The sequence below is a fragment of the Nocardia sp. NBC_01377 genome (assembly GCF_045040005.1).
In the GTDB taxonomy this organism is placed as follows: domain Bacteria; phylum Actinomycetota; class Actinomycetes; order Mycobacteriales; family Mycobacteriaceae; genus Nocardia; species Nocardia noduli.
Genome location: NZ_CP109566.1, coordinates 672,945 through 692,381, shown reverse-complemented (window position 1 = coordinate 692,381; position 19,437 = coordinate 672,945). Strand labels below are relative to the sequence as shown.

Here is a 19,437-nt window from a genome sequence, read left to right as displayed (position 1 = left end):
TTCACAGTTGCTCTGTCACGACGCGTCCCTCATCGAACAGCGTTGCCCGAACGACTATCGGCGACCTCGCCCGGGCCAGCTGAGAAAGTTCCATGGAACCGATTCGGGCACAGTTGCGTCCAATACCAATGATGCTCGATTCACCAGGACCGAGTTGTTGCTATTCCGTTGGCGGGACGTCAGCAACAGACCGACGAGAGGATGCCGATAACGCCGTGATCAGTCCGATCGAAACTATCCATACCGCGAGCAACACCACTCAACTTTCTTGCAGCCCATCAATGATCGACGATGGACTCGTCGCGCGATGCCGGATCCATCTGCCGCCCGCTTCGCGTGGCAGATCCCTCGGCCAACTTCGAGAAGAGAGCAGGCCCTTATATCTATGTCCGGTTATCGACCAGCGAACGCGGCGGAGAACTACGACAATGACACCGCGGCCGAGAAGCCGGGATATCAAATACCGCAGCGAGCCAGTTTTGTCGATGTAGAGGTCGGCGAAGATCGGTTACCGACCGTAGTCCACCTCGGGCGCAGTTGGGGCTCCTCCTATACGCCTTCCGAGTATGCCGCCTCCATCATGAAAGGTTACCGATACGCACTCTACGAGAGGTTGATGAAGCTTATAGATTCGGGGGGAAGTCCCGCCCCGGTCCAGCTGCCGCTCCGACAAATCGTACCAGCGCTATTACAAACGCGCAGCTACGAAGAATACGTCGCCCAGTACAAAAAGTTGTTCGGTGTCGGCGAATGCTATGTGGCGCACGGTCGAGACCGAAATGAGTTCGATGAGGTCGTACTGACTATTCGCGCAAGCAGGGTCGAATTGACCGAAATATGGATAGATCCGCAATGGGCAGCGTCGGTCGACTCGTTTACGATTGCTCACGATATCGTCGAATGCGCCGACCAGATACGGTCCATGAAACCCGCTCTTCAACATGATATGTACTTGGATCAGGAAACAGACGACGAGTTGTTCACGCGACTGACAAGACATCAATGGTACCTGCTCGGAAATGAGAACCTATGAGTGGCGAACTCAAAGTAGAACTTGGGATAATAGAAAGTCTCGGTAAGGCATGGGCCAACGAAGTAGAACCCGGATTGACAAACGCGGCAAATCAGATCGACGCCCTCAAGTTTTCACAGATCAGATTCGGAATCTTCTACAACGCCTGGGAAGCATATAGAGACACAGCACAGTATCTGCAGGACAGGCTCCGGGAAGGGGCGACCCGGACCGATGAGATCGGTGCCGCGCTCTACAAAGTGGCAACCACGTTTGAGCAGCAGGATATAGCAGGGCAAACAGAGTTCAAGAAGACCGAGGGCGAGATGGACTTCAGCATATGAGTACGACCGACCTCGACGAAGCTGTCAAGCAGATCAGGGATCAGGTGATCGAATGGAAAAAGATGCCTGACGAGATAAACGATACATTCGATAAATTAAAGGTCCTCTCATTCGCGTTATGGTGGAAACTCACCGACGAACGCGACAAAGCAAATGAACACATTCAGAAGCTGCTCGATAAGCTCGATGAGATCATGGACGGAATCGATGCCCCCTACCTGTTCATAGGGTATGCCGCCGACTGGCAGACAGTTGCCGGAACGATACGAGGCGCGAAGAACACTCAGAACCAGGCGACTTTCATTCTGGATGGACACTGGACAGGGGATGCACAGCTGAGATACGCAGCGTCGCGGACGCTGCAGGATACAGCGATGGGAACCACTCAGGAGATGGCAGAGAAGGTGCATGAGCAGCTTCTCAAGCTGGCCGAATCCGGAAGGAATCTGTACAAGGCGGTCGTCGACGCCATTGGAGAATTCCTGACGAACATCGGATCAGCGTTGGTACAAATAATGGGTTTGGTGACGGCGATCGAAGGCGCCAGCCTGATGGTCGACGCGGCGTTCTCGGCCCTCGATTCCGCCAACAAGCTGTATACGTTGGCATTCAACGAGATCCAGGGCCACAAGATCGCGGCCAACGAATTGATCAATTTAACGGACAATCCAAATGGCCTGCCGAACAATCAGTGGCCCGTCTCAGTCTCGACGACGTTCGAAGATCCAAAACTCTGGAAGCAGACAGAATGAACAAGTGGTTGGCCGCATTGACGGCTGCGAGCTCGATTATAGTTGCCGCGACGGCGGGGTGCGGGTCATCGGACCAGACTGATCCGTCGTCGGAGAAGGTGGCTGAGCACGCGACCGAGATCGAAGTTTGTGAGCACGCCATCGAATTGATGCGCGATACCTGGGGCGAGCACCGGGAAGTTGTACTCAGACCGGTGCGCCTCGGTACGAATCCAGACAAGAGATTCGGTGAGGGCGGGTCAGGGTTATCGTGCCAGTACGACCGAGACGAAAGTCTTTACGCCGTGTTGACTATTGTCCGAGCAGACGACGGCACGGCTATCGCCCCGGGTGAGAAAAGGGTGCTCGTCGAAGGCAACTCGGTAGAGGTCAGGTGGGCAAATCTGATTCGGCCGCACTTCGAGACCATCGTCGGAGATTGGCACGCAGAACTGGATATGACACTGGCCAACAGCAAAGAGTCCTTCCAGGTCCCTGATAACAACCAGGCGGAAGCGGGCGCGAAGGTACTGGTCGGAATCCTTCAAAAGGCGAATGGCTGACCCGGCAAAGGTGAGGCCTCCGGTAAGTGCTTCGACTACCGAACCGCAATACCGGAGACTTCGTCGCTGACATATTCTCGCCACACAGGTAGCTGAATCGGAGCAGCTCAGCGGGCGCACCTGGACCGCCCGTCTGGTCGTCCACCAGACCGCAGAACTTGCTGGGATCGGAAGGTGATATACCCAGCTGTACAGGGGCAGAGCCGTTTCGGTCGATGATGCACGGCAACACGACGTGTACGCACGCCTGCACACGCCCGCGCTCTGCCGAAGATCTCGGGCGCGGAAATTTCTCGGGGGCGATGTCGAAACCGGTGCTTGCCGATCGACGTAGGGGTGAGTCAGGGTTGAGACGGTCCGCGAACAGTGGGTCGGCCCCGGCGGCGAAGGAGCGTTCATGCGAGTCATGGTTCTGGGGAAAGCGACCGAGGAGACCGAGCGTGGGGTGCCGCCCACCGCCGAGGAGTTCGCCGAGATGGAGGCGTTCAACGACGAACTCACCAAGGCGGGGGTGATTCTGGCCGGTGAGGGGCTGAAGCCGAGTTCGGCGGGCAAGCGGGTCGCTTTCGACACGGACGGCGGTTCGTCCGTGCTCGACGGACCGTTCGCCGAGACCAAGGAGTTGATCGCCGGGTACCAGATCTGGGAGGTGTCCTCGCTAGAGGAGGCGCTCGAGTGGGTGCGCCGGGCACCGATCCGCAACGGTGTGGTCGAGGTGCGGCCGTTGTATGGTCCCGAGGATTTCGGCGAGGCGCTGACCGCCGAACTGCGTGAGGCGACCGGGCTGTAGGACGAGGCATCGGGTGACCAGTGCGACCCAGCGGACCGTCGAGGCGATCTGGCGGATCGAGTCGGCGTGGTTGACCGCCTCGCTGGCGCGAACCGTGAACGACCTGGATCTGGCCGAGGACTTGGCCCAGGACGCGCTGATCGCGGCGCTGGAACAGTGGCCGGAGTCGGGCGTCCCGGATAAGCCGGGCGCCTGGCTCCTGGCTGTCGCCCGGCGGCGCGCGGTCGACGCCGTCCGCCGCCGGGTGAACCTGGAGCGCAAACTCGCACTGCTCGCCCGCGAGATGCCCGACGGCGACGATCCGATGGACGCCGTCGAATTCGACAGGCATGTCGGCGACGACGTCCTGCGGCTGATGTTCACCGCCTGCCACCCGATGCTCGGCCGCGACGCGCGGGTGGCGCTCACGCTCAAGACCGTGGCGGGACTGTCCACGGACGAGATAGCGCACGCCTTCCTGATCCCGCCCACCACGCTCGGCCAGCGGATCTCGCGGGCGAAGAAGACGTTGTCGAACGCGGGAGTTCCGTTCGAGGTCCCGGTCGGCGACGAGCTGACCGCGCGGTTGGCCTCGGTACTCGAGGTCGTCTACCTCGTCTTCAACGAGGGATATTCCGCCACCAGCGGCGATTCGTGGACGCGTGCCGAACTGTGCGCGGAGGCGATGCGGCTCGGCCGGATGCTCGCCGCCCTCGCACCCGACGAACCGGAGCCGCACGGGCTGGTGGCACTGATGGAATTCCAGGCGTCACGGCTGCGTGCCCGAACCGATGCCGGCGGTCGGCCGGTGCCGCTCGACCGTCAGGACCGGACCCGCTGGGACCGCTTGCTGATCACCCACGCCGAGGGCGCGCTGCGGCGGGCCGATCGACTCGGCGGACGCGGGTCCTACGTGCTGCAAGCCTCGATCGCCGCCTGCCATGCCCGCGCGACCAGCGCCGAAGCCACCGACTGGCATCGCATCGCCGCGCGCTATCGCGAGCTCGGCGCGCTCACCGGCTCGCCGGTGGTGGAGCTGAACCGGGCTGTCGCGGTGTCGATGGCCGACGGACCCGCGGTCGCGTTGTCCATCGTCGACGAACTGTCCACCGTCGCCGCCCTGCGCGGTTACCACTTGCTGCCCGCCGTCCGGGGTGACCTGCTGCTCAAACTCGAACGTCGCGACGAGGCTCGCTCGGAATTCGAACGGGCCGCGGCGATGACCGGCAACGAGGCCGAGCGGACGCTGCTGCTCGAGCGGGCGGCGTCCTGCCGAACGGGTGGCGACAGATAGCCGCGTGCGTCGCGTCGTCAGCACAGGGACCGCGAAGCACACATGCCGCAAGCCTCGATCGCCGCCTGTCATGCCCGCGCGACCAGCGCCCGGAGCGCGGCGATGCGGTGCCAGTCGGTGCATCGACCGTCCGGTCCGGAGCCCGGGAGAAGCGCCGAGCGAACGGGGCGTCGGCGCCACGGGTCACGCCGCGTTGTCGAGGCGTGCAGGCTCCGGTGACGCGGCGGGTTCGAGACGCAGCACGGTGAGCAGTGCCAGCGCCGCGGCCCCGCCGACGATCGCGATATCGGCGACGTTGCCGACGAAATAGCCGTTGTAGTCGATGAAGTCGACGATGTGGCCTCGGGCGAAGCCGGGGGCGCGCAGCAGTCGATCCGCGAAATGGCTGATCGCGCCGCCGAGCAGGACGCCGACGGCTGTCGCGCCGGGGTAGGTGTGTACGCGGCGCGCCAGTGCGCACAGACCGATGACGGCGACGCCCGCGATGACGGTCAGGATCCAGGTGTACGCGGCGGCCGTGCCGAAGGCCGCGCCCGGGTTGTACACGAGCCGCCATTGGAGGAATTCGCCTGCGACCGGGGTCGCGGTGCCCGGCGTCAGGCTGGTCTGCGCCCACCACTTGGTGAGCTGGTCGGCGGCGACGACCGCGGCCGCGAGGACGGGGATCGACAGGCGTGTTCCGCGGAATACGCTCACGGGTGGGCGTTTCATGGTCTCGTTTCTCCCTGCACCTCGAACAGGATGCAATCTACCCGTGTCCTCGACCGCGGTCGGAGCCGATCTCGGGCGCTAACACCGCCTCCGTTCCGAAAGATATTCCCGTGTGGGTGGAACGAGACGAGCCGTGCTGGGCACCGTGGTGGCTCTGTGCGCGCTGACAGGCTGTGACGCGCGAGCCGTACCGCCGGAAGTCGGTCCCGCCGGGGTGGATTTCGATGCCGAAGTGGTGGAGTTCGATCCGTCCGGCTTCAACGGACCGCCCTTCACGGCGCTCATCGACAGTGAGTCCTCCGCCGAGGCGTTCACCGGGTGGTTCTCGGCACGGCGCGGGTCGACGCTGCCGCGGGTCGTCGAGCACCCCGAACTCCTCGCTGACACGGACACCTACGCCTATCTGGCACTGGTGACCAGCACCGGTTGCCGTGCGCCGACCAGCGCGGAGTTGGGACGAGTCGGCACCGATCTGCGACCGGAGTTGCTCGGTGGCACCGATCATCCGGAGTGTGTACGCGCCTACACGCCGTTCGTGGTGTTCAAGGTGCCGCGGGCCGCGATCGATGGCGTCACCACGGTCGACGGGGCCGCCGCCGACCGTGACGGTCCGGCCGAAGCGGTCGGAAGCGTCGAACTCTCCCCCACCGCGCCGGGCTTCACGCCACGCGAGGTCACCGATCCCGCGCGGCGCACCGAACTCGCCGACGAGCTCGCCGCGACGGGCAGCGACCGCGCCCGCGTGCTCGCGACACTCGACCGGAGTTCGGGGCTCCTCGACGAATACGGCCCGACGGCCCTGCGCCGCTACGCTTTTCCGGTCCGGTCCTGCCCCGACGATCTCCTCGTCCTCGACATCGGCCGGACCGAACTCCGCGCCCGAGCGCTCGCCCGCGTCGACGCTCCACTGACCTGCGAAGCGCCGACCACCCACCTGGCCGTGTTCGATGTGCGCTCGATCCATATTCCGGACGGAGCCCGACCGGCGAGCTGAGCGCCGCGCCCCAGGGGACCGGCTCGGTCTCGGGTGGCGAACGTGCGGCTCGATCCGGTCGGGCGGGGCGGTTTGCGCTGGGCGCACGAGTTGAGGGTGGGCGACACGGTCCGCATATCGCGCACCCCGAACCGGACCCCCGGTTCCGGGGGCTGGACTCGCCGATGACATGCGGCGATAGTCCATGGGTGAGTTCGGTGGCGGTCGTGGTGCGGGTGTTGGCGGGTCTGATGCTGGCCGTCGGGGTGACGGCCCCGGTGACGGTGGCAGAGCCACAGCCGGTCGCCGATCCGTGGTCGGACGGGGTTCCGGTGACGCACCAGTATCGCCAGACCTACCTGACCACGCTGGACGGCACGCGGCTGCACGCGGACATCCTGCGCCCCGCCAACCTGCCCGAGGACGCCCGGACCCCGGTGATCCTGACGGTCAGCCCGTACCGATCGCACACCGCCTATATCTCGTTGCCCCGTCTGACGGGTGGGCCGTCCACCGAATCCCTCCCGGTGGAGATGGCGTTGCGGGCGGGCTACACCTACGTCATCGTCGACCTGCGCGGTTTCGGCGGTTCCGACGGCTGCCCGGATTACGGCGGGCCGGGCGAGCGTTCGGATGTGGTCACGGCGGTGGAGTGGGCGGCGAGCCAACCGTGGTCGACGGGTCGGGTCGGCATGGTCGGGGTGTCCTACGAAGCCTGGACCGGGCTGCTGGGCCTTGCCGCGAAGCCGAAAGGGCTCGCGGCGGTGGCGGCGTTCTCCCCGGTGGTCGATCCGTACTCGTATCTGTACATGCGGGGCGTTTCGTGGAAGTTCTCGGGAAAGCCGGTGACCGAGAACGGAATACGTCCCGCGGATCAGGTCGGGCTGGAACATCTCGCGATCGCGTCGACACCGGGTCGGCCCGAGGATTCCGCCGAATACCAGGCCAACGCGATCGCCATGACGCAGCGGTGCGCCGAGGACTATCTGTCGCTGACCGGCGACCACGATGCGAACCGGCCCGGCTGGCGGGAACGCGATCTGGTGACGGCCACCCGTGGCAATACGATTCCGCTGTTCCTCGGGCAGGGTTTCCTCGACGCCAACACCCGCCCGGATCGCGTATTCGACCTGTGGCAGGCGCAGGGGCCCGGTGAGCATCGCGCGTGGTTCGGCCAGTGGGGCCACAGCGACTGTCACGCCAAATGCGGCACACCGAATTTCGAGACCGAACTGCTGGCGTTCTTCGACCGGCATGTGGCACTGCGGACGGTCGAGATTCCGGGACCGATGGTGACGGTCGGCCAGTTCGACGGCGGGTGGCGTGCCGAATCCGCCTGGCCCCCGGCGGATTCGCGCCGGTACCCGGTCGAGCTGCGGACCGGGGCCTATACCGATCGCGGTTTCCTTCCCGGTCCGGACCGGGAGATCTGGTCGATCTCGCAGCCGTTCGACCGGGTGACACACCTGTCCGGGATCGCGACCGCGTCGCTGCGGCTAGGCGGTCCCTCGTCCGCGACGGCGACGATCGAGATCTACGACGTCGAACCGAGCGGGCGCGCCACACTCGTCACCCGGGGCATCGCGCCGGTCGTCGCCGACACTCGGATCCGGACGCTGGCCCAGGACTGGCCGCTGGCCGCTGGCCGCCGGACATCGACTCGGGGTGCGGATCACCGATGTCGTGGACGACGTGTGGTCGCACGCACCGGCCGACGCACTGGTGACCGTCGAAGCCGCCCGACTCGAACTCCCACTGCTCACCGACACCAGGGTGCCCGATCTGACCGGCGGCACCAGCGAGGCCCACGCGAAGTGGCGCGTGGAGAAGACGACGACGCTCGCGCCCGAGGTGTTGAACAATGCAGTGATGTTCATGAACTTGCCGAACGAGACGGGCCGACCGTGAACGCCGGTGGGCCCGCGCCGACCACCCCCGTGACGAACACGGTCGACGACGCTGTCGCCGAGCGCTTGGCGCGGGCGCTGCGCTGCGTCACGATCTCCACCGAGGAACCGACCGACGCCGCCGACGGCGAGTTCGCGCGCCTGGCCGAGCACCTGGAGCGGTCCTTCCCGCTGACGCACGCCGAACTCGAGCTGGAGACCTTCGGTCGCAGCAGGCTCTACCGCTGGGCGGGTGCGGAGCCGGATCGGGTATCGGCGATTCTGCTCGCGCACCAGGACGTGGTTCCGGTCGGTGACGAACCGGGCTGGACGCATCCGCCGTTCGACGGCGTGGTGGACGCGGACCAGATCTGGGGTCGCGGCGCCATCGACGACAAGAGCAGGCTGATGGCGATCCTGGAGGCGGTGGAGGCCGCGCTCGCCGACGGTGTGCGGCCCCGGCACACCGTCTACCTGGCCTTCGGCCACGACGAGGAGGTGTTCGGCGACGACGGCGCGGTCCGCATGGCGCGGCGGTTGCGCGAGGCGGGGGTGCGCGCGGATCTGCTGCTCGACGAGGGCGGCGTGATCACCCGGGGCGTCGCCGACGGGGTGGATCGACCGGTGGCGTCCATCATGCTGGGCGAGAAGGGCTATGCCACCGTCCGGCTGTCGGTGCGGGAAGTGGGCGGGCATTCCTCGATGCCGGGGAAGCAGACCGCGGTGGGCAGGCTCGCCCGCGCGGTGGCGCGCGTCCAGGACAATCCGATGCCGTTGCGGCTCACCCCCGGCGCGATCGACATGCTCTCGCGGCTGCGCCACGCGATGCCCGAGGCCAGGCGACGTCTGCTCGGTCTGGCGTCGGTCGGTGTCGTCGCGCCGCTCATCACCCGGATCCTGGCGCGGACTCCGCAGACCGAGGCGATGGTCCGCACGACCACGGCGCCCACCGTCATCCGCGGCGGTGTGAAGGCGAACGTCCTTCCCCAGCACGCCGAGGCGCTGGTCAATTTCCGGATTCTGCCCGGCGACTCGGTGGACACGGTGCTCGCGCACTGCCGCGAGGTCGTGCGTGACGCCGACATCCGCATCGAACTGGTCGGGATGTCGTCGGAACCTTCCGGCAGCGCCACTCCCGGTCCCGCCTACGAGATGATCGCCGCGCTCGCCGAGGCGGTGGTGCCGGGTATCGCGGTCACCACCGGCATCGTGCCGGGGGCCACCGATTCCCGGCACTACGACGATCTGGCCGTCACCCGCTGCAATTTCGCGCCGATCGTGCTGACCGCCGCGGACCTGGCGACGATCCACGGAACCGACGAGCGGATCTCCCGGGTGAACTACGCTCGGCTCATCGAGTTCAACAGACGGCTGATCGACGCGCTCGCGACGGGCCCCGAGTAGTCGACGCGACTGGAAGGAGCGCGGGTGACCCGCACCGAAGAAGGCGTTTTCGAGGGCAGTGGCAGCCGGATCGCTTGGCGCGCATGGCTTCCCGAGACGGCGACGCGCGCGGTGGTCGTGCTCGTGCACGGTGTCGCCGAACATTCGGGTCGCTACGCCCATGTGGGCACCCGGCTGGCCGACGCAGGTTTCGCCGTCTACGCGCTCGATCACCTCGGGCACGGGAAATCCGCGGGCGGCGGCGGGGCGAATATCGGGTCGATGGACGCCTCGGCCGACAATGTCGCGGCCATGCTCGCACTCGCGATCCGCGAGCAACCGGATGTGCCGACCTTCCTGCTCGGGCATTCGATGGGCAGTTTGATCACGCTGTATCTGGCGACCCGCGGACCCGTCGACGTCACCGGAATCATCCTGTCGGCTCCCCCGCTCGACATCCCGGTCGGCAATCCGTTGCAGCGCCTGTTCGCGCCGGTGCTGAGCACGCTGACACCGAATCTCGGTGTGCTGACCCTGGATTCCTCGATGATCAGCCGCGATCCGGCGGTGGTCAGCGCCTACGACAACGATCCGCTGGTGTTCCGGGGCAAACTGCCCGCCCGCACGGGTGCGGAGATCCTGCGCGGCACCGACCTGGTCAAGAAACGGCTCGGCAAGCTCACCCAGCCGCTGCTGGTGCTGCACGGCACGGCCGACGCGCTGGCCGCGCCGTCGAGCACCGATCTGGTCGAGCGCGGCGCCGGATCCAAGGATCTGACGGTGATCCGATACGAGGGCTTCTACCACGAGGTATTCAACGAACCGGAGCAGGACAGGGTTCTGACCGACGTGGTCGAATGGCTGGAGCGCCACATTACCGGGCAGTAGACTCCCGGCATGGGAACCACATCCACCGGGTCGGTCGCCTTCGTTCGCGCTATGTGGCACAGCTCGATCGTCGGTAAGGCTTTAGAGGGCTTCACCGCCGAATTGTCCGATCTCGGCTTCGACCCCGACACCGTCGACGTCTTCGAGGTGCCCGGGGCCTTCGAGATCCCGCTGCACGCCAAACGGCTCGCCGCCAGCGGGAAGTACTCGGCCGTCGTCGCCGCCGCGCTGGTCGTCGACGGCGGCATCTACCGGCATGATTTCGTCGCCTCCGCGGTGATCGACGGACTGATGCGCGTGCAGCTCGACACCGATGTCCCGGTGTTCTCGGTGGTGCTCACCCCGCATCATTTCCACGAGCACAGCGAGCACGTCACCTATTTCACCGACCATTTCGTCACCAAGGGGGCCGAGGCCGCCCGCGCGCTGGCGACCACGCTCAACTCGCTGCGGTCGCTGCCCGCCGTCGCCGACTGATCCGACGGCTCAGGCGAATTTCGTCAGGCAGGCCCGCTCACCGTCGAGTACACCGGTCCGGAACGCCTCGAGCCGCTGATACCCGCTCGTCACGATCTTGCCGTCGACATCGGCGGCGGCGAGACCATCCGACAGCAGTCCGGAGACCGCCTCGTCGAGATCCTTGGCCGACAGCCGGGGGTCACTGCTCGGTTCGCTCAAGTCGGTGGTGAAAGCGCCGCTCAGGCAGGCCGTGCGCAGACCCGCGGTGTCCGCGCCGGTCAGTTTCAGCCCGCGATCCTGTTGCACGGCGAGCATGTAGCGCGAGACGAACACGATGAAGGCGTTGTAGTCGCCCGCCACCGTGTCGGAGAGGACTTCGTCCTCGCTGGTCGGCGCGCCGCGCTTGGCCAGCGTGCGCACATCGGTGCCGATCGTATTCGAGGTCGGGCAGAAGGACACCGGCGCGGTCGCGGTGACCTTCGGGCAGTTCTTCACCACGCCCGAGTAGTCGAATTTCGGGGTCTGACGGATCGGGAACGCCTTGGCGAGCGCCTGGCTCACACTCGACAGCGAGGCCACGTCGACGGGCAGTTGCTGCTGTTCCTCGTCCTCGATCTCGAAGGTGGTCGGCAGGGTGCCGCGACGGCTCTCCAGCTCGTTGCGATCGATCTTCTTGCAGGCGACGGCGCCGTCGTTGTAGCCGAGCTGTACCGCCGTCACCCGTTCGAAGGCCGAACCGTGGACATTGTCGGGATCGCTGGGATCGGTATCGCGGATGGCGACCGTCACGCCGAGCACCCCGTCGAGTCCGTCGGTCATGTTCATCGTGAAATGTTTCGAATTGCCCTCGGCCACGTGGCGCAGGAAGACCCCGGCGAGGCAGTCGGCCTGCTGTTCCTGCACCAGTACCGGGGTCAGGAAACCCGCGATCTTGGCCTGGCCCTGGATGGCGTGACCGTATTCGTGCGCGAGCACCATCACCACCGCCATCGCGCCGTACTTCTTCTGCACCTCGGGCAGCAGTACCCCGCGATCCCAGCCGATGGTGTGATCACCCGAGCAGTAGGCGGCGTTGACCACCTGGTAGGTGTCGGAGCGGCAGAACTTCACCGATTTCTGTTCCGGCGCCTTCGCATCCCAGGAGATGAAGCGGCTCACCGGCTTCAAGGTTCCGGGAAAAGTCTTGGCGTACTCCGCTTTCCAGTACTCCTCGATATCGGCGATGGCGTTGAGCGACAGCCGGTCGATCACGCCGCCGTCCCCGTTCTCGGCCGTCAGCGGCGCGTCCGGGACGCCGGGGCGCGGGCCGCTCGTACCGCTGCTGGTCGCGGCGGCGGCGAGCTCCCACGGATTCTCCGTGATCGTGGGAGCGGCGGCGTTCTCGCCGGTGACGGTGACGGTGACGGCGTCGCAGGCCGTCAGCGTGACGCCGAACACGACGAGAGCCGCGATCACCCCGACGCGCAGTCGCGCGAACCTCATCAGGTACCTCCCCGAAATCCTGTGCGGGACCCGCATGTTCGCGGACCCCGCCGGCGGATCCGCACATCCACCATCGAGCGTTCCCATGGTAATCGCAGAGATCGCGCCGCGCGCAGCGCGACCGGCCGCTCGATCAGCTGTTCAGGCGTGTCCTGGCCAGCACGGCCCGGTGATCGGATCCGGTGACGGTCATCGCCCTGACCTCTTCCGCGCTGCCCCCGGAGATCAGGATGTGGTCGATACCGATGAGCGGCCCCCAGCTCTTGTCGGTCGGATAGGTCGGCAGTGGGCCCGCGCCGACCAGTTCGGCGGTCGAGGCGAACCCGCCGCGCAGCAGGTCGCGGAAGGCGGTGTGATCGCGTGTCGCGTTGAAATCCGCGCCGACCAGCGCCGGACCGGTGGTGGCGTCGAGGATGTCGCGGATGCGGCGCATCTCGGAATTCCACGCCTCGAAGTCCAGCGGCGGCGGCATCGGATGGAAGGCGAACACCGCGACCGCGCCACGCTCCGGATGTTCCATCACCGCGCCGAGATTGTTCATGACGAAACCGTCGTATTTCCTGGTGTCGCGCAAGGGGTATCGGCTGTAGATGCCGGTGCCCGCGCCCCAACTCGCCGTCTCGACGTAGCGGTACGGCAGTAGTTCGGCGATTCCGGCCGCGTCCAGGCGCGTCACCGCCTCGGCGGTCAGTTCCTCGACGGTCAGCAGGTCGACCCGGTCGTCGCGGACCGTCCGCACGACCTGCGTCACGTCCGCGCCGCCGAACAGCAGATTGGACTGGAGCACGGTGACCACCGGACCGTTGCCCGCCGCCCTGCCGTCCGCCACGAAGATCGGCAACTGCGTCCACAGCGCCCCCGCGACGACAAGTCCGGCCGCGACCGCGCTGCGCCAACCGCGTGCCAGCAGGAACAACAGCAGACCGACGATCGCGCCGAGCATCAGGTAGGAAGCACCCGACGCGAGCAGCACCGGAATCTCGCGTTGGCGGAACGCGCCGAAATACAGCACTATTCCCACGATTGCCGTCACGAGGGCGCCCCACCCCAGACCGAGCAGCGCTCGGTTCATCCATATACGCACCATGATCTGCACTCTAGGTGGGCGCGGTGACAACGGAACCCGGCGCGTGTGGAGACTTCGTGTAGATCGGCGGGCGACGCGGGGTTCGAACGCTAGCTCTGCGCGGTCGGCGCGAACCCATATCCCCCGTCACGCTGTGTGATCAGCAGATCGGCATGGGGCCGTGCGGGATCGGAGGCGAAGTGACCGCGCTCGGCCACGATCCAGGCGTCCCAGAACTCGGACAGTCCCGGACCGTCGCGTCGACGGCCACGGCGCCACGATTCGTCGGCGTCGAGTTCCATCCACAGCAGGTGCGACAGCCACGGGCGCAGATCGCGCCGCCCCGCGCCGACGCCCTCGAGCAGGACCACCGGCGCCGGGGCGAGGTGTCCGACGGTCGTGAACGCCCGGGCGTTCCAGTCGTAGATGCCGTAATCGGCGGTGCGGTCCCGCGCGAGCGCGGTCAGCACCTGGTCGCGCAGACGATCGGTCCAGCCGAAGAATTCGTCGTGGGTGGCGAGGTCGTCGACGTGCAGGATCGGTGCGTCACCGAGGGCATGTGCCAGTCGAAGGGCGAAACCGCTCTTCCCCGAACCGGCGTGGCCGTCGATCGCGACGAGGCGGACCCGCCCGCAGGAAGGCGGCCGTGCGCGAAGGCGTCCTACGAGGTCGTCGAGGTCGGACGCGTTCTCGGCGGACTGTGACGGGCGGTCCATCCGGCCCACTCTAGGTGTGCGGAGGACAGTGACGAGGGGTGCGACCTGCCTTGTCGGTGTGCGCACGGGGGTTGCCGGCGGCGGCATACAGTGGCGGAAAGGTCGGCGCGGAAGTTTGCGAGGTGGTCCGAATGTATTTCGAGGAGTTCATGGCGACGCGGGCGCTCACCGATGACGACGCGCAGGATCTGGCCGATGTCGCGGCCCGGTTCACCTCGCGTATCACGGTGACCAGTAACGGACGCAGCGTGCACGCGCCGGTCCTACCGACGTGCTGGGACGTCCTCGCGGTACGACCCGGCAGTGTGGTGGCGGTGACGGCCGAGGCGGGACATCATCCGCCGGATACCGAGGACCGCAGAGCGATTCGCGCGTTCGTCTCCCGATTCCGGGAGACGGCGCAGCGCTGAGGGGTCATTCCTTCGGGAAGCCGAGGACGAATCCGATGGCGATGAGAACGGCGCTGACGACAGAAATCGGGACGATACTCCACATGGACGTCAAGGTTACGAAGCCGACAGTTCCGCAGTAGCGTTTTGCCCGATTCGCCTGATATTCGGCCTCGCCCGAGTGCGGCCGAACAGTCGGCACCGCGCACCCGAGCAGGGATCGGCAGGCTCGCGACTACCCGCCGAAAACCCTTTCCACCACGCGTTTCCCACGCCTGGTCACCCGCATGTAATTGTCGAGGAATTCGCTGCCGTCGTCGTTGGGCCAGCCCGCGACACGGGCCACCGCCGAGAGCAGACGCCCCGGCGCGGGCAATTGATCGGCGGGCTTGCCCCGGACCAGGACCAGGGCGTTGCGGGCCTTGGTCGCGGTCAGCCAGGCGTCGCGCAGCAGTGCCACGTCGGAGGCATCGAGCAGTTTCGTCTGCTCGATGACATCCAGCGATTCCAGCGTCGAGGTGTTGTGCAGCGCCGGGATCTCGTGGGCGTGACGCAACTGCATCAGCTGCACCGTCCATTCGATATCGGCCAGGCCGCCGCGACCGAGTTTGGTGTGGGTCGTCGGATCCGCGCCGCGCGGAAGCCGTTCGGCGTCGACCCGCGCCTTGATCCGCCGGATCTCGCGCACCGCCTCGACCGAGACACCGCCGACCGGATAGCGCACTTTGTCGATGACGTGCAGGAAGCGCACGCCGAGTTCCTGATCACCGGCCACCTGGTGGGCACGCAGCAATGCCTGCATCTCCCACGGCTGGGCCCACTGCTGGTAGTAGGCGGTGTAGGCGGCGAGGGTGCGCACCAAGGCGCCGTTGCGCCCCTCCGGTCGCAGGCCCGCGTCCACGTGCAGCGGCGGGTCGGTGCTGGGGGCGCCGAGCAGTTTCTGTACCCGGTCGGCCACCGAATTCGACCATTTCACGGCCTTGGTCTCATCGACGCCCGGCCGTGGATCGCAGACGAACAGCACATCGGCGTCGGAGCCGTAACCGAGTTCGAGGCCGCCGAGTCGGCCCATGCCGATCACCGCGAAGTCGGCGGGCGCGGGTTCACCGGTCTCGGCCTCGTCGGCCCTGATCACGGCGGTGAGGGAGGCTTCGAGGACCGCGACCCAGACCGAGGAGAGCGCGCGGCACACCTGCGGGACGTCGAGCATGCCCAGCAGATCGGCCGAGGCCACCCTGGCCAGTTCGTGGCGACGCAGCGAACGCGCCGCCGCCACCGCGCGCCAGGGATCCTCGTAACGCGCGGCGGCGGTGAGGATGCCGCGGGAGACGTCCTCCTGTTTCGGGCTGAGCAGCAGCGGCCCACTCGGACCGTCGGCGTACATGCGAATGGTGTCGGGCGCGTTGATCAGCAGGTCCGGCAGGTATTCCGAGGAGCCGAGCACGATCATGAGCCGTTGCGCGATCGCGCCTTCGTCACGCAGTTCGCGCAGAAACCAGATCTGGTCGTCCAGCCCCTCGGATACGCGACGGTAGGCCAGCAGGCCCGCGTCGGGATTCGGTGTGTCACCGAGCCATTCGAGCAGCGTCGGCAACAGCAGAGCCTGGATCCTGCCCTTGCGCGACACCCCGCCGGTCAGGGCCTTCAGATGTCCGAGCGCGTGTTCGGGCGAGGTGTAGCCGAGCGCGGCCAGCTGGCGGATCGCCGCGTCCGGGCTCAGCCTCAGCGCGTCCGAATCCAGTTTCGCCACCGATTCCAGCAGCGGGCGGTAGAAGAGTTTGGCGTGTAATCGCCGCACCCGCACCGCGTTGCGGCGGATCTCCGCGGCCAGCACGCCGACCGCGTCCTGTCTGCCGTCGGGACGGACATGGGCCGCACGGGCCAGCCAGCGCATACCCTCGTCGTCGTCGGCGGGCGGCAGGGTGTGGGTCCGCTTGAGCCGCTGCAATTGCAGCCGATGTTCGAGCAGGCGCAGGAATTCGTAGGAGGCGGTCAGATTCGCCGCATCGTCGCGGCCGACGTAACCACCGGCCGCCAAGGCGGTCAGCGCTTCGACGGTGCCCTGCACGTGCAGGGTCTCGTCCACCCGGCCGTGCACCAACTGCAGCAACTGCACGGCGAATTCGACGTCGCGCAGGCTGCCGTGGCCGAGTTTGAGTTCGCGCTCACGCAGATCCTCCGGCACCAGATCCTCGACGCGGCGGCGCATGGCCTGCACGTCGGGCACGAAATCCGGACGCTCCGAAGCGGCCCACACCATGGGCATGAGCGCGTCCCGATACTGCTGCCCGAGTTCGAGATCACCGGTCATCGGACGGTTCTTCAACAGCGCCTGGAATTCCCAGGTGCGGGCCCATCTCCGGTAGTACGCGAGATGCGATTCCAGCGTGCGCACCAACGCGCCCGCCTTACCCTCGGGACGCAACGCCGCGTCGACGTCGAAGAAGGCCTGGCTGCCCACGCTCATCATCTCGGCGGCCAGCCTGGTCGCCACCGGGTCGGCGGGCTCGGCGACGAAGACCACATCGACATCGCTGACGTAGTTCAGTTCCCGCGCACCGCACTTGCCCATCGCGACGACCGCCAACCTGACCTCGCACGGACCGTCCTTGCACACCCTGGCCACCGCGACCGACAGCGCGGCGGTGAGCGCGGCGTCGGCGAGGTCGGTCAGGTGCCGCCCGACAAGCTGGTACGGCAGTACCGGTTCGTTCTCCACGGTGGCGGCCAGATCGAGCGCGGCGAGCAGCATGAGCTGATCGCGGTAGCTCCTGCGCAGCAGTGCCACCGCTTCGGGCCCGGCGATCTGCGCCCGGAACAGCATCGGCCCGGCGCGCGGGCCCTCCTCGGGGACGGCCTTGACCACCTCGAGCAGATCGGCGATCAGTTCGTCGCGATCGGGCAGGTCACGGCGTTGCAGGACCAGCCACGACGACGGGTCGGCCACCAGGTGGTCGGCGAAGGCGCTCGACGCGCCGAGCAGCGCGAAAAGCCTACCGCGCAACGAGGTATCGGTGCGCACCGCCGAATCCAGTGCCGTCCATTCGGTTCCGAGCTGCTCACGCAGTTTTACCATCGTGTTCAGCGCCAGGTCCGCGTCCGGTGCGCGCGACAGCGCCCACAGCACGGGGATACTTTCGACGTTGTCCCAGGCCAATTCGCGTAGCGAATCGGCGGCTGTCGGCTCGAGCAATCCGAGCCGACCGACACCTGGAACAGCGGAGCGGGCAGACGGTGGCCGGACCATGGTTCTTAAATTACATGGCCCGGGTGAAGAAAGGTGCTCGGCCGGTCGACAGCAGGCCGAGCACAGGTTGCAGTGTGATCTCTTCGATCTAGAGACCCAGGTATTCCTTCAGTTCGTACGGCGTGACCTGGCTGCGGTAGTCGGCCCACTCCCGGCGCTTGTTGCGCAGGAAGAAGTCGAACACGTGCTCGCCGAGGGTCTCGGCGACCAGTTCGGACCGCTCCATGGCCTGCAACGCCTCGTCCAGGGTGCCGGGAAGTTCCCGGAAACCCATCGCGCGACGTTCGGCCACCGTCAGCGACCACACGTCGTCCTCCGCCTCCGGCGGCAACGTGTAGCCCTTCTCGATACCGCGCAGACCGGCCGCGAGCAGCACCGCGAAGGTCAGGTACGGATTGCAGGCCGAATCGGGGCTGCGGATCTCGACGCGTCGCGACGAGGACTTGTTCGGCGTGTACATGGGCACGCGCACCAGCGCGGACCGGTTCGACCGGCCCCACGAGGCCGCGGTGGGCGCCTCGCCGCCGTGGATCAGGCGCTTGTAGGAGTTCACCCACTGGTTGGTGATCGCGCTGATCTCCGGCGCGTGCTCCAGAATGCCCGCGATGAACGCGCGCGCGGTGCTCGACAGGTTGATCGGATCGTCGGGGTCGTGGAAGGCGTTGGCCTCGCCCTCGAACAGGCTCATGTGGGTGTGCATGGCCGAACCCGGGTAGGCGGCGAACGGCTTGGGCATGAACGTCGCGCGCACGCCCTCGTCGATGGCCACTTCCTTGATCAGGTAGCGGAAGGTCATCACGTTGTCGGCCATGGACAGCGCGTCGGCGTAGCGCAGGTCGATCTCCTGCTGGCCGGGCGCGCCCTCGTGGTGGCTGAACTCGACCGAGATGCCCATCGATTCCAGCGCGTCGATGGCGTGACGGCGGAAGTTGGGGGCCGAATCGTGCACGGCCTGGTCGAAGAAGCCGCCGGAGTCTGCGGGCCGGGGCGGGGTGCCGTCCTGCGGGCTGTTCTCCAGCAGGAAGAACTCGATCTCGGGGTGCACGTAGCAGCTGAAGCCCACGTCGGCGGCTTTGTTCAACTGTCTGCGCAGCACGTGGCGCGGGTCGGCCCAGGACGGTGAGCCGTCCGGCATGGTGATGTCGCAGAACATGCGGGCCGAATGCTGATGCCCCTTGGAGGTGGCCCACGGCAGCACCTGGAAGGTGGACGGATCCGGCCGGGCGACCATATCGGCCTCCGAGACGCGGGCGAAGCCCTCGATGGCCGAGCCGTCGAATCCGATGCCCTCCTCGAACGCGCCTTCCAGTTCGGCGGGCGCGATCGCGACGGACTTCAGATAACCCAAAACGTCGGTGAACCAGAGACGCACGAAGCGGATGTCCCGCTCTTCGAGCGTCCGCAGCACGAATTCCTTCTGGCGATCCATGTCCGCGAGAGTAAAGACCTGGCGTTAAATCCGTGTTACATACAGGCTGAGGTTTGCAATGTCGGTAGCTGAGGGGCTTTCCGGTACCTAGTTCG

Annotated in this window: 17 protein-coding genes; 11 read left to right on the top strand and 6 right to left on the bottom strand. The window is 66.5% G+C overall.

Going from position 1 to position 19,437, the window contains the following annotated elements; translation table 11 throughout:
• Positions 1 to 385: 385 nt before the first annotated feature.
• The 6 genes from OG225_RS03240 to OG225_RS03215 all read left to right on the top strand — a co-directional run bounded on the left by OG225_RS03240 (position 386) and on the right by OG225_RS03215 (position 4,713).
• Positions 386 to 1,033, top strand: a complete 648-nt coding sequence (locus OG225_RS03240) for a hypothetical protein (protein WP_405180342.1) — start codon at positions 386 to 388, stop codon at positions 1,031 to 1,033.
• Complete coding sequence (locus OG225_RS03235) at positions 1,030 to 1,356, top strand: hypothetical protein (protein ID WP_405180341.1); 327 nt, start codon at positions 1,030 to 1,032, stop codon at positions 1,354 to 1,356. Before OG225_RS03240 ends, OG225_RS03235 begins: the two co-directional genes overlap by 4 nt.
• On the top strand, positions 1,353 to 2,108 hold the full coding sequence (locus OG225_RS03230) for a hypothetical protein (RefSeq protein ID WP_405180340.1): 756 nt from the start codon (positions 1,353 to 1,355) through the stop codon (positions 2,106 to 2,108). Before OG225_RS03235 ends, OG225_RS03230 begins: the two co-directional genes overlap by 4 nt.
• On the top strand, positions 2,105 to 2,650 hold the full coding sequence (locus OG225_RS03225; RefSeq protein WP_405180339.1) for a hypothetical protein: 546 nt from the start codon (positions 2,105 to 2,107) through the stop codon (positions 2,648 to 2,650). Before OG225_RS03230 ends, OG225_RS03225 begins: the two co-directional genes overlap by 4 nt.
• A gap of 397 nt (positions 2,651 to 3,047) precedes the next feature.
• Positions 3,048 to 3,440: a YciI family protein gene (locus OG225_RS03220; protein WP_216911868.1), complete on the top strand. Its 393-nt coding sequence runs from the start codon at positions 3,048 to 3,050 to the stop codon at positions 3,438 to 3,440.
• A 13-nt stretch (positions 3,441 to 3,453) separates the two neighbouring features.
• The gene (locus tag OG225_RS03215) at positions 3,454 to 4,713 is read left to right on the top strand and encodes an RNA polymerase sigma factor (protein WP_405180338.1); all 1,260 of its coding nucleotides are present in this window, start codon (positions 3,454 to 3,456) and stop codon (positions 4,711 to 4,713) included.
• Positions 4,714 to 4,896: 183 nt separating this feature from the next.
• Here the strand turns inward: OG225_RS03215 and OG225_RS03210 are convergent, their stop codons facing one another.
• Positions 4,897 to 5,424 carry a signal peptidase II gene (locus OG225_RS03210; RefSeq protein ID WP_216911872.1) on the bottom strand — a complete coding sequence of 176 codons (528 nt, stop codon included), beginning with the start codon at positions 5,422 to 5,424 and terminating at the stop codon, positions 4,897 to 4,899.
• Positions 5,425 to 5,557: 133 nt separating this feature from the next.
• Here OG225_RS03210 and OG225_RS03205 point away from each other — a divergent pair, with 133 nt between their 5' ends.
• The 4 genes from OG225_RS03205 (at position 5,558) to OG225_RS03190 (ending at position 11,031) form a co-directional block, all read left to right on the top strand.
• On the top strand, positions 5,558 to 6,418 hold the full coding sequence (locus OG225_RS03205) for a hypothetical protein (protein WP_405180337.1): 861 nt from the start codon (positions 5,558 to 5,560) through the stop codon (positions 6,416 to 6,418).
• A gap of 188 nt (positions 6,419 to 6,606) precedes the next feature.
• Positions 6,607 to 9,687: a CocE/NonD family hydrolase gene (locus tag OG225_RS03200; RefSeq protein WP_405180336.1), complete on the top strand. Its 3,081-nt coding sequence runs from the start codon at positions 6,607 to 6,609 to the stop codon at positions 9,685 to 9,687.
• A 24-nt stretch (positions 9,688 to 9,711) separates the two neighbouring features.
• A complete protein-coding gene (locus OG225_RS03195; RefSeq protein WP_405180335.1) occupies positions 9,712 to 10,554 on the top strand; it encodes an alpha/beta hydrolase in 843 nt (280 codons plus the stop codon).
• A gap of 9 nt (positions 10,555 to 10,563) precedes the next feature.
• Positions 10,564 to 11,031 (top strand): 6,7-dimethyl-8-ribityllumazine synthase, encoded by a 468-nt coding sequence (locus OG225_RS03190; RefSeq protein WP_109526341.1) that lies wholly within the window; start codon positions 10,564 to 10,566, stop codon positions 11,029 to 11,031.
• 9 nt (positions 11,032 to 11,040) lie between these two features.
• On the opposite strand, the gene OG225_RS03185 is transcribed toward OG225_RS03190, so the two are convergent.
• From OG225_RS03185 to OG225_RS03175, 3 genes are all read right to left on the bottom strand, one after another.
• Complete coding sequence (locus OG225_RS03185; RefSeq protein WP_405180334.1) at positions 11,041 to 12,495, bottom strand: metallopeptidase; 1,455 nt, start codon at positions 12,493 to 12,495, stop codon at positions 11,041 to 11,043.
• Between the two features lie 133 nt (positions 12,496 to 12,628).
• Positions 12,629 to 13,582 (bottom strand): endonuclease/exonuclease/phosphatase family protein, encoded by a 954-nt coding sequence (locus OG225_RS03180; RefSeq protein ID WP_405180333.1) that lies wholly within the window; start codon positions 13,580 to 13,582, stop codon positions 12,629 to 12,631.
• Positions 13,583 to 13,671: 89 nt separating this feature from the next.
• Positions 13,672 to 14,277, bottom strand: a complete 606-nt coding sequence (locus OG225_RS03175; protein ID WP_405180332.1) for a uridine kinase — start codon at positions 14,275 to 14,277, stop codon at positions 13,672 to 13,674.
• A 131-nt stretch (positions 14,278 to 14,408) separates the two neighbouring features.
• Between OG225_RS03175 and OG225_RS03170 the strand changes: the two genes are divergently transcribed.
• Entirely contained in the window at positions 14,409 to 14,687 is a 279-nt protein-coding gene (locus OG225_RS03170; RefSeq protein ID WP_405180331.1) for a hypothetical protein, read from the top strand.
• A gap of 214 nt (positions 14,688 to 14,901) precedes the next feature.
• Here OG225_RS03170 and OG225_RS03165 read toward each other — a convergent pair whose 3' ends face one another.
• Together OG225_RS03165 and OG225_RS03160 are read right to left on the bottom strand one after the other, a co-directional pair.
• Entirely contained in the window at positions 14,902 to 17,913 is a 3,012-nt protein-coding gene (locus tag OG225_RS03165) for a bifunctional [glutamine synthetase] adenylyltransferase/[glutamine synthetase]-adenylyl-L-tyrosine phosphorylase (protein ID WP_405180330.1), read from the bottom strand.
• Between the two features lie 88 nt (positions 17,914 to 18,001).
• Positions 18,002 to 19,342, bottom strand: a complete 1,341-nt coding sequence (locus OG225_RS03160) for a glutamine synthetase family protein (protein ID WP_109526345.1) — start codon at positions 19,340 to 19,342, stop codon at positions 18,002 to 18,004.
• Positions 19,343 to 19,437 lie beyond the last annotated feature (95 nt).

What these genes read in the sequence shown, in the direction of transcription:
- OG225_RS03185 (WP_405180334.1), bottom strand. Translation starts at nt 12,495, where the DNA reads ATGAGGTTCGCGCGACTGCGCGTCGGGGTGATCGCGGCTCTCGTCGTG.
- OG225_RS03210 (WP_216911872.1), bottom strand. Translation starts at nt 5,424, where the DNA reads ATGAAACGCCCACCCGTGAGCGTATTCCGCGGAACACGCCTGTCGATC.
- OG225_RS03180 (WP_405180333.1), bottom strand. Translation starts at nt 13,582, where the DNA reads ATGGTGCGTATATGGATGAACCGAGCGCTGCTCGGTCTGGGGTGGGGC.
- OG225_RS03240 (WP_405180342.1), top strand. Translation starts at nt 386, where the DNA reads ATGTCCGGTTATCGACCAGCGAACGCGGCGGAGAACTACGACAATGAC.
- OG225_RS03165 (WP_405180330.1), bottom strand. Translation starts at nt 17,913, where the DNA reads ATGGTCCGGCCACCGTCTGCCCGCTCCGCTGTTCCAGGTGTCGGTCGG.
- OG225_RS03220 (WP_216911868.1), top strand. Translation starts at nt 3,048, where the DNA reads ATGCGAGTCATGGTTCTGGGGAAAGCGACCGAGGAGACCGAGCGTGGG.
- OG225_RS03175 (WP_405180332.1), bottom strand. Translation starts at nt 14,277, where the DNA reads ATGGACCGCCCGTCACAGTCCGCCGAGAACGCGTCCGACCTCGACGAC.
- OG225_RS03190 (WP_109526341.1), top strand. Translation starts at nt 10,564, where the DNA reads ATGGGAACCACATCCACCGGGTCGGTCGCCTTCGTTCGCGCTATGTGG.
- OG225_RS03170 (WP_405180331.1), top strand. Translation starts at nt 14,409, where the DNA reads ATGTATTTCGAGGAGTTCATGGCGACGCGGGCGCTCACCGATGACGAC.
- OG225_RS03160 (WP_109526345.1), bottom strand. Translation starts at nt 19,342, where the DNA reads ATGGATCGCCAGAAGGAATTCGTGCTGCGGACGCTCGAAGAGCGGGAC.
- OG225_RS03235 (WP_405180341.1), top strand. Translation starts at nt 1,030, where the DNA reads ATGAGTGGCGAACTCAAAGTAGAACTTGGGATAATAGAAAGTCTCGGT.
- OG225_RS03225 (WP_405180339.1), top strand. Translation starts at nt 2,105, where the DNA reads ATGAACAAGTGGTTGGCCGCATTGACGGCTGCGAGCTCGATTATAGTT.
- OG225_RS03230 (WP_405180340.1), top strand. Translation starts at nt 1,353, where the DNA reads ATGAGTACGACCGACCTCGACGAAGCTGTCAAGCAGATCAGGGATCAG.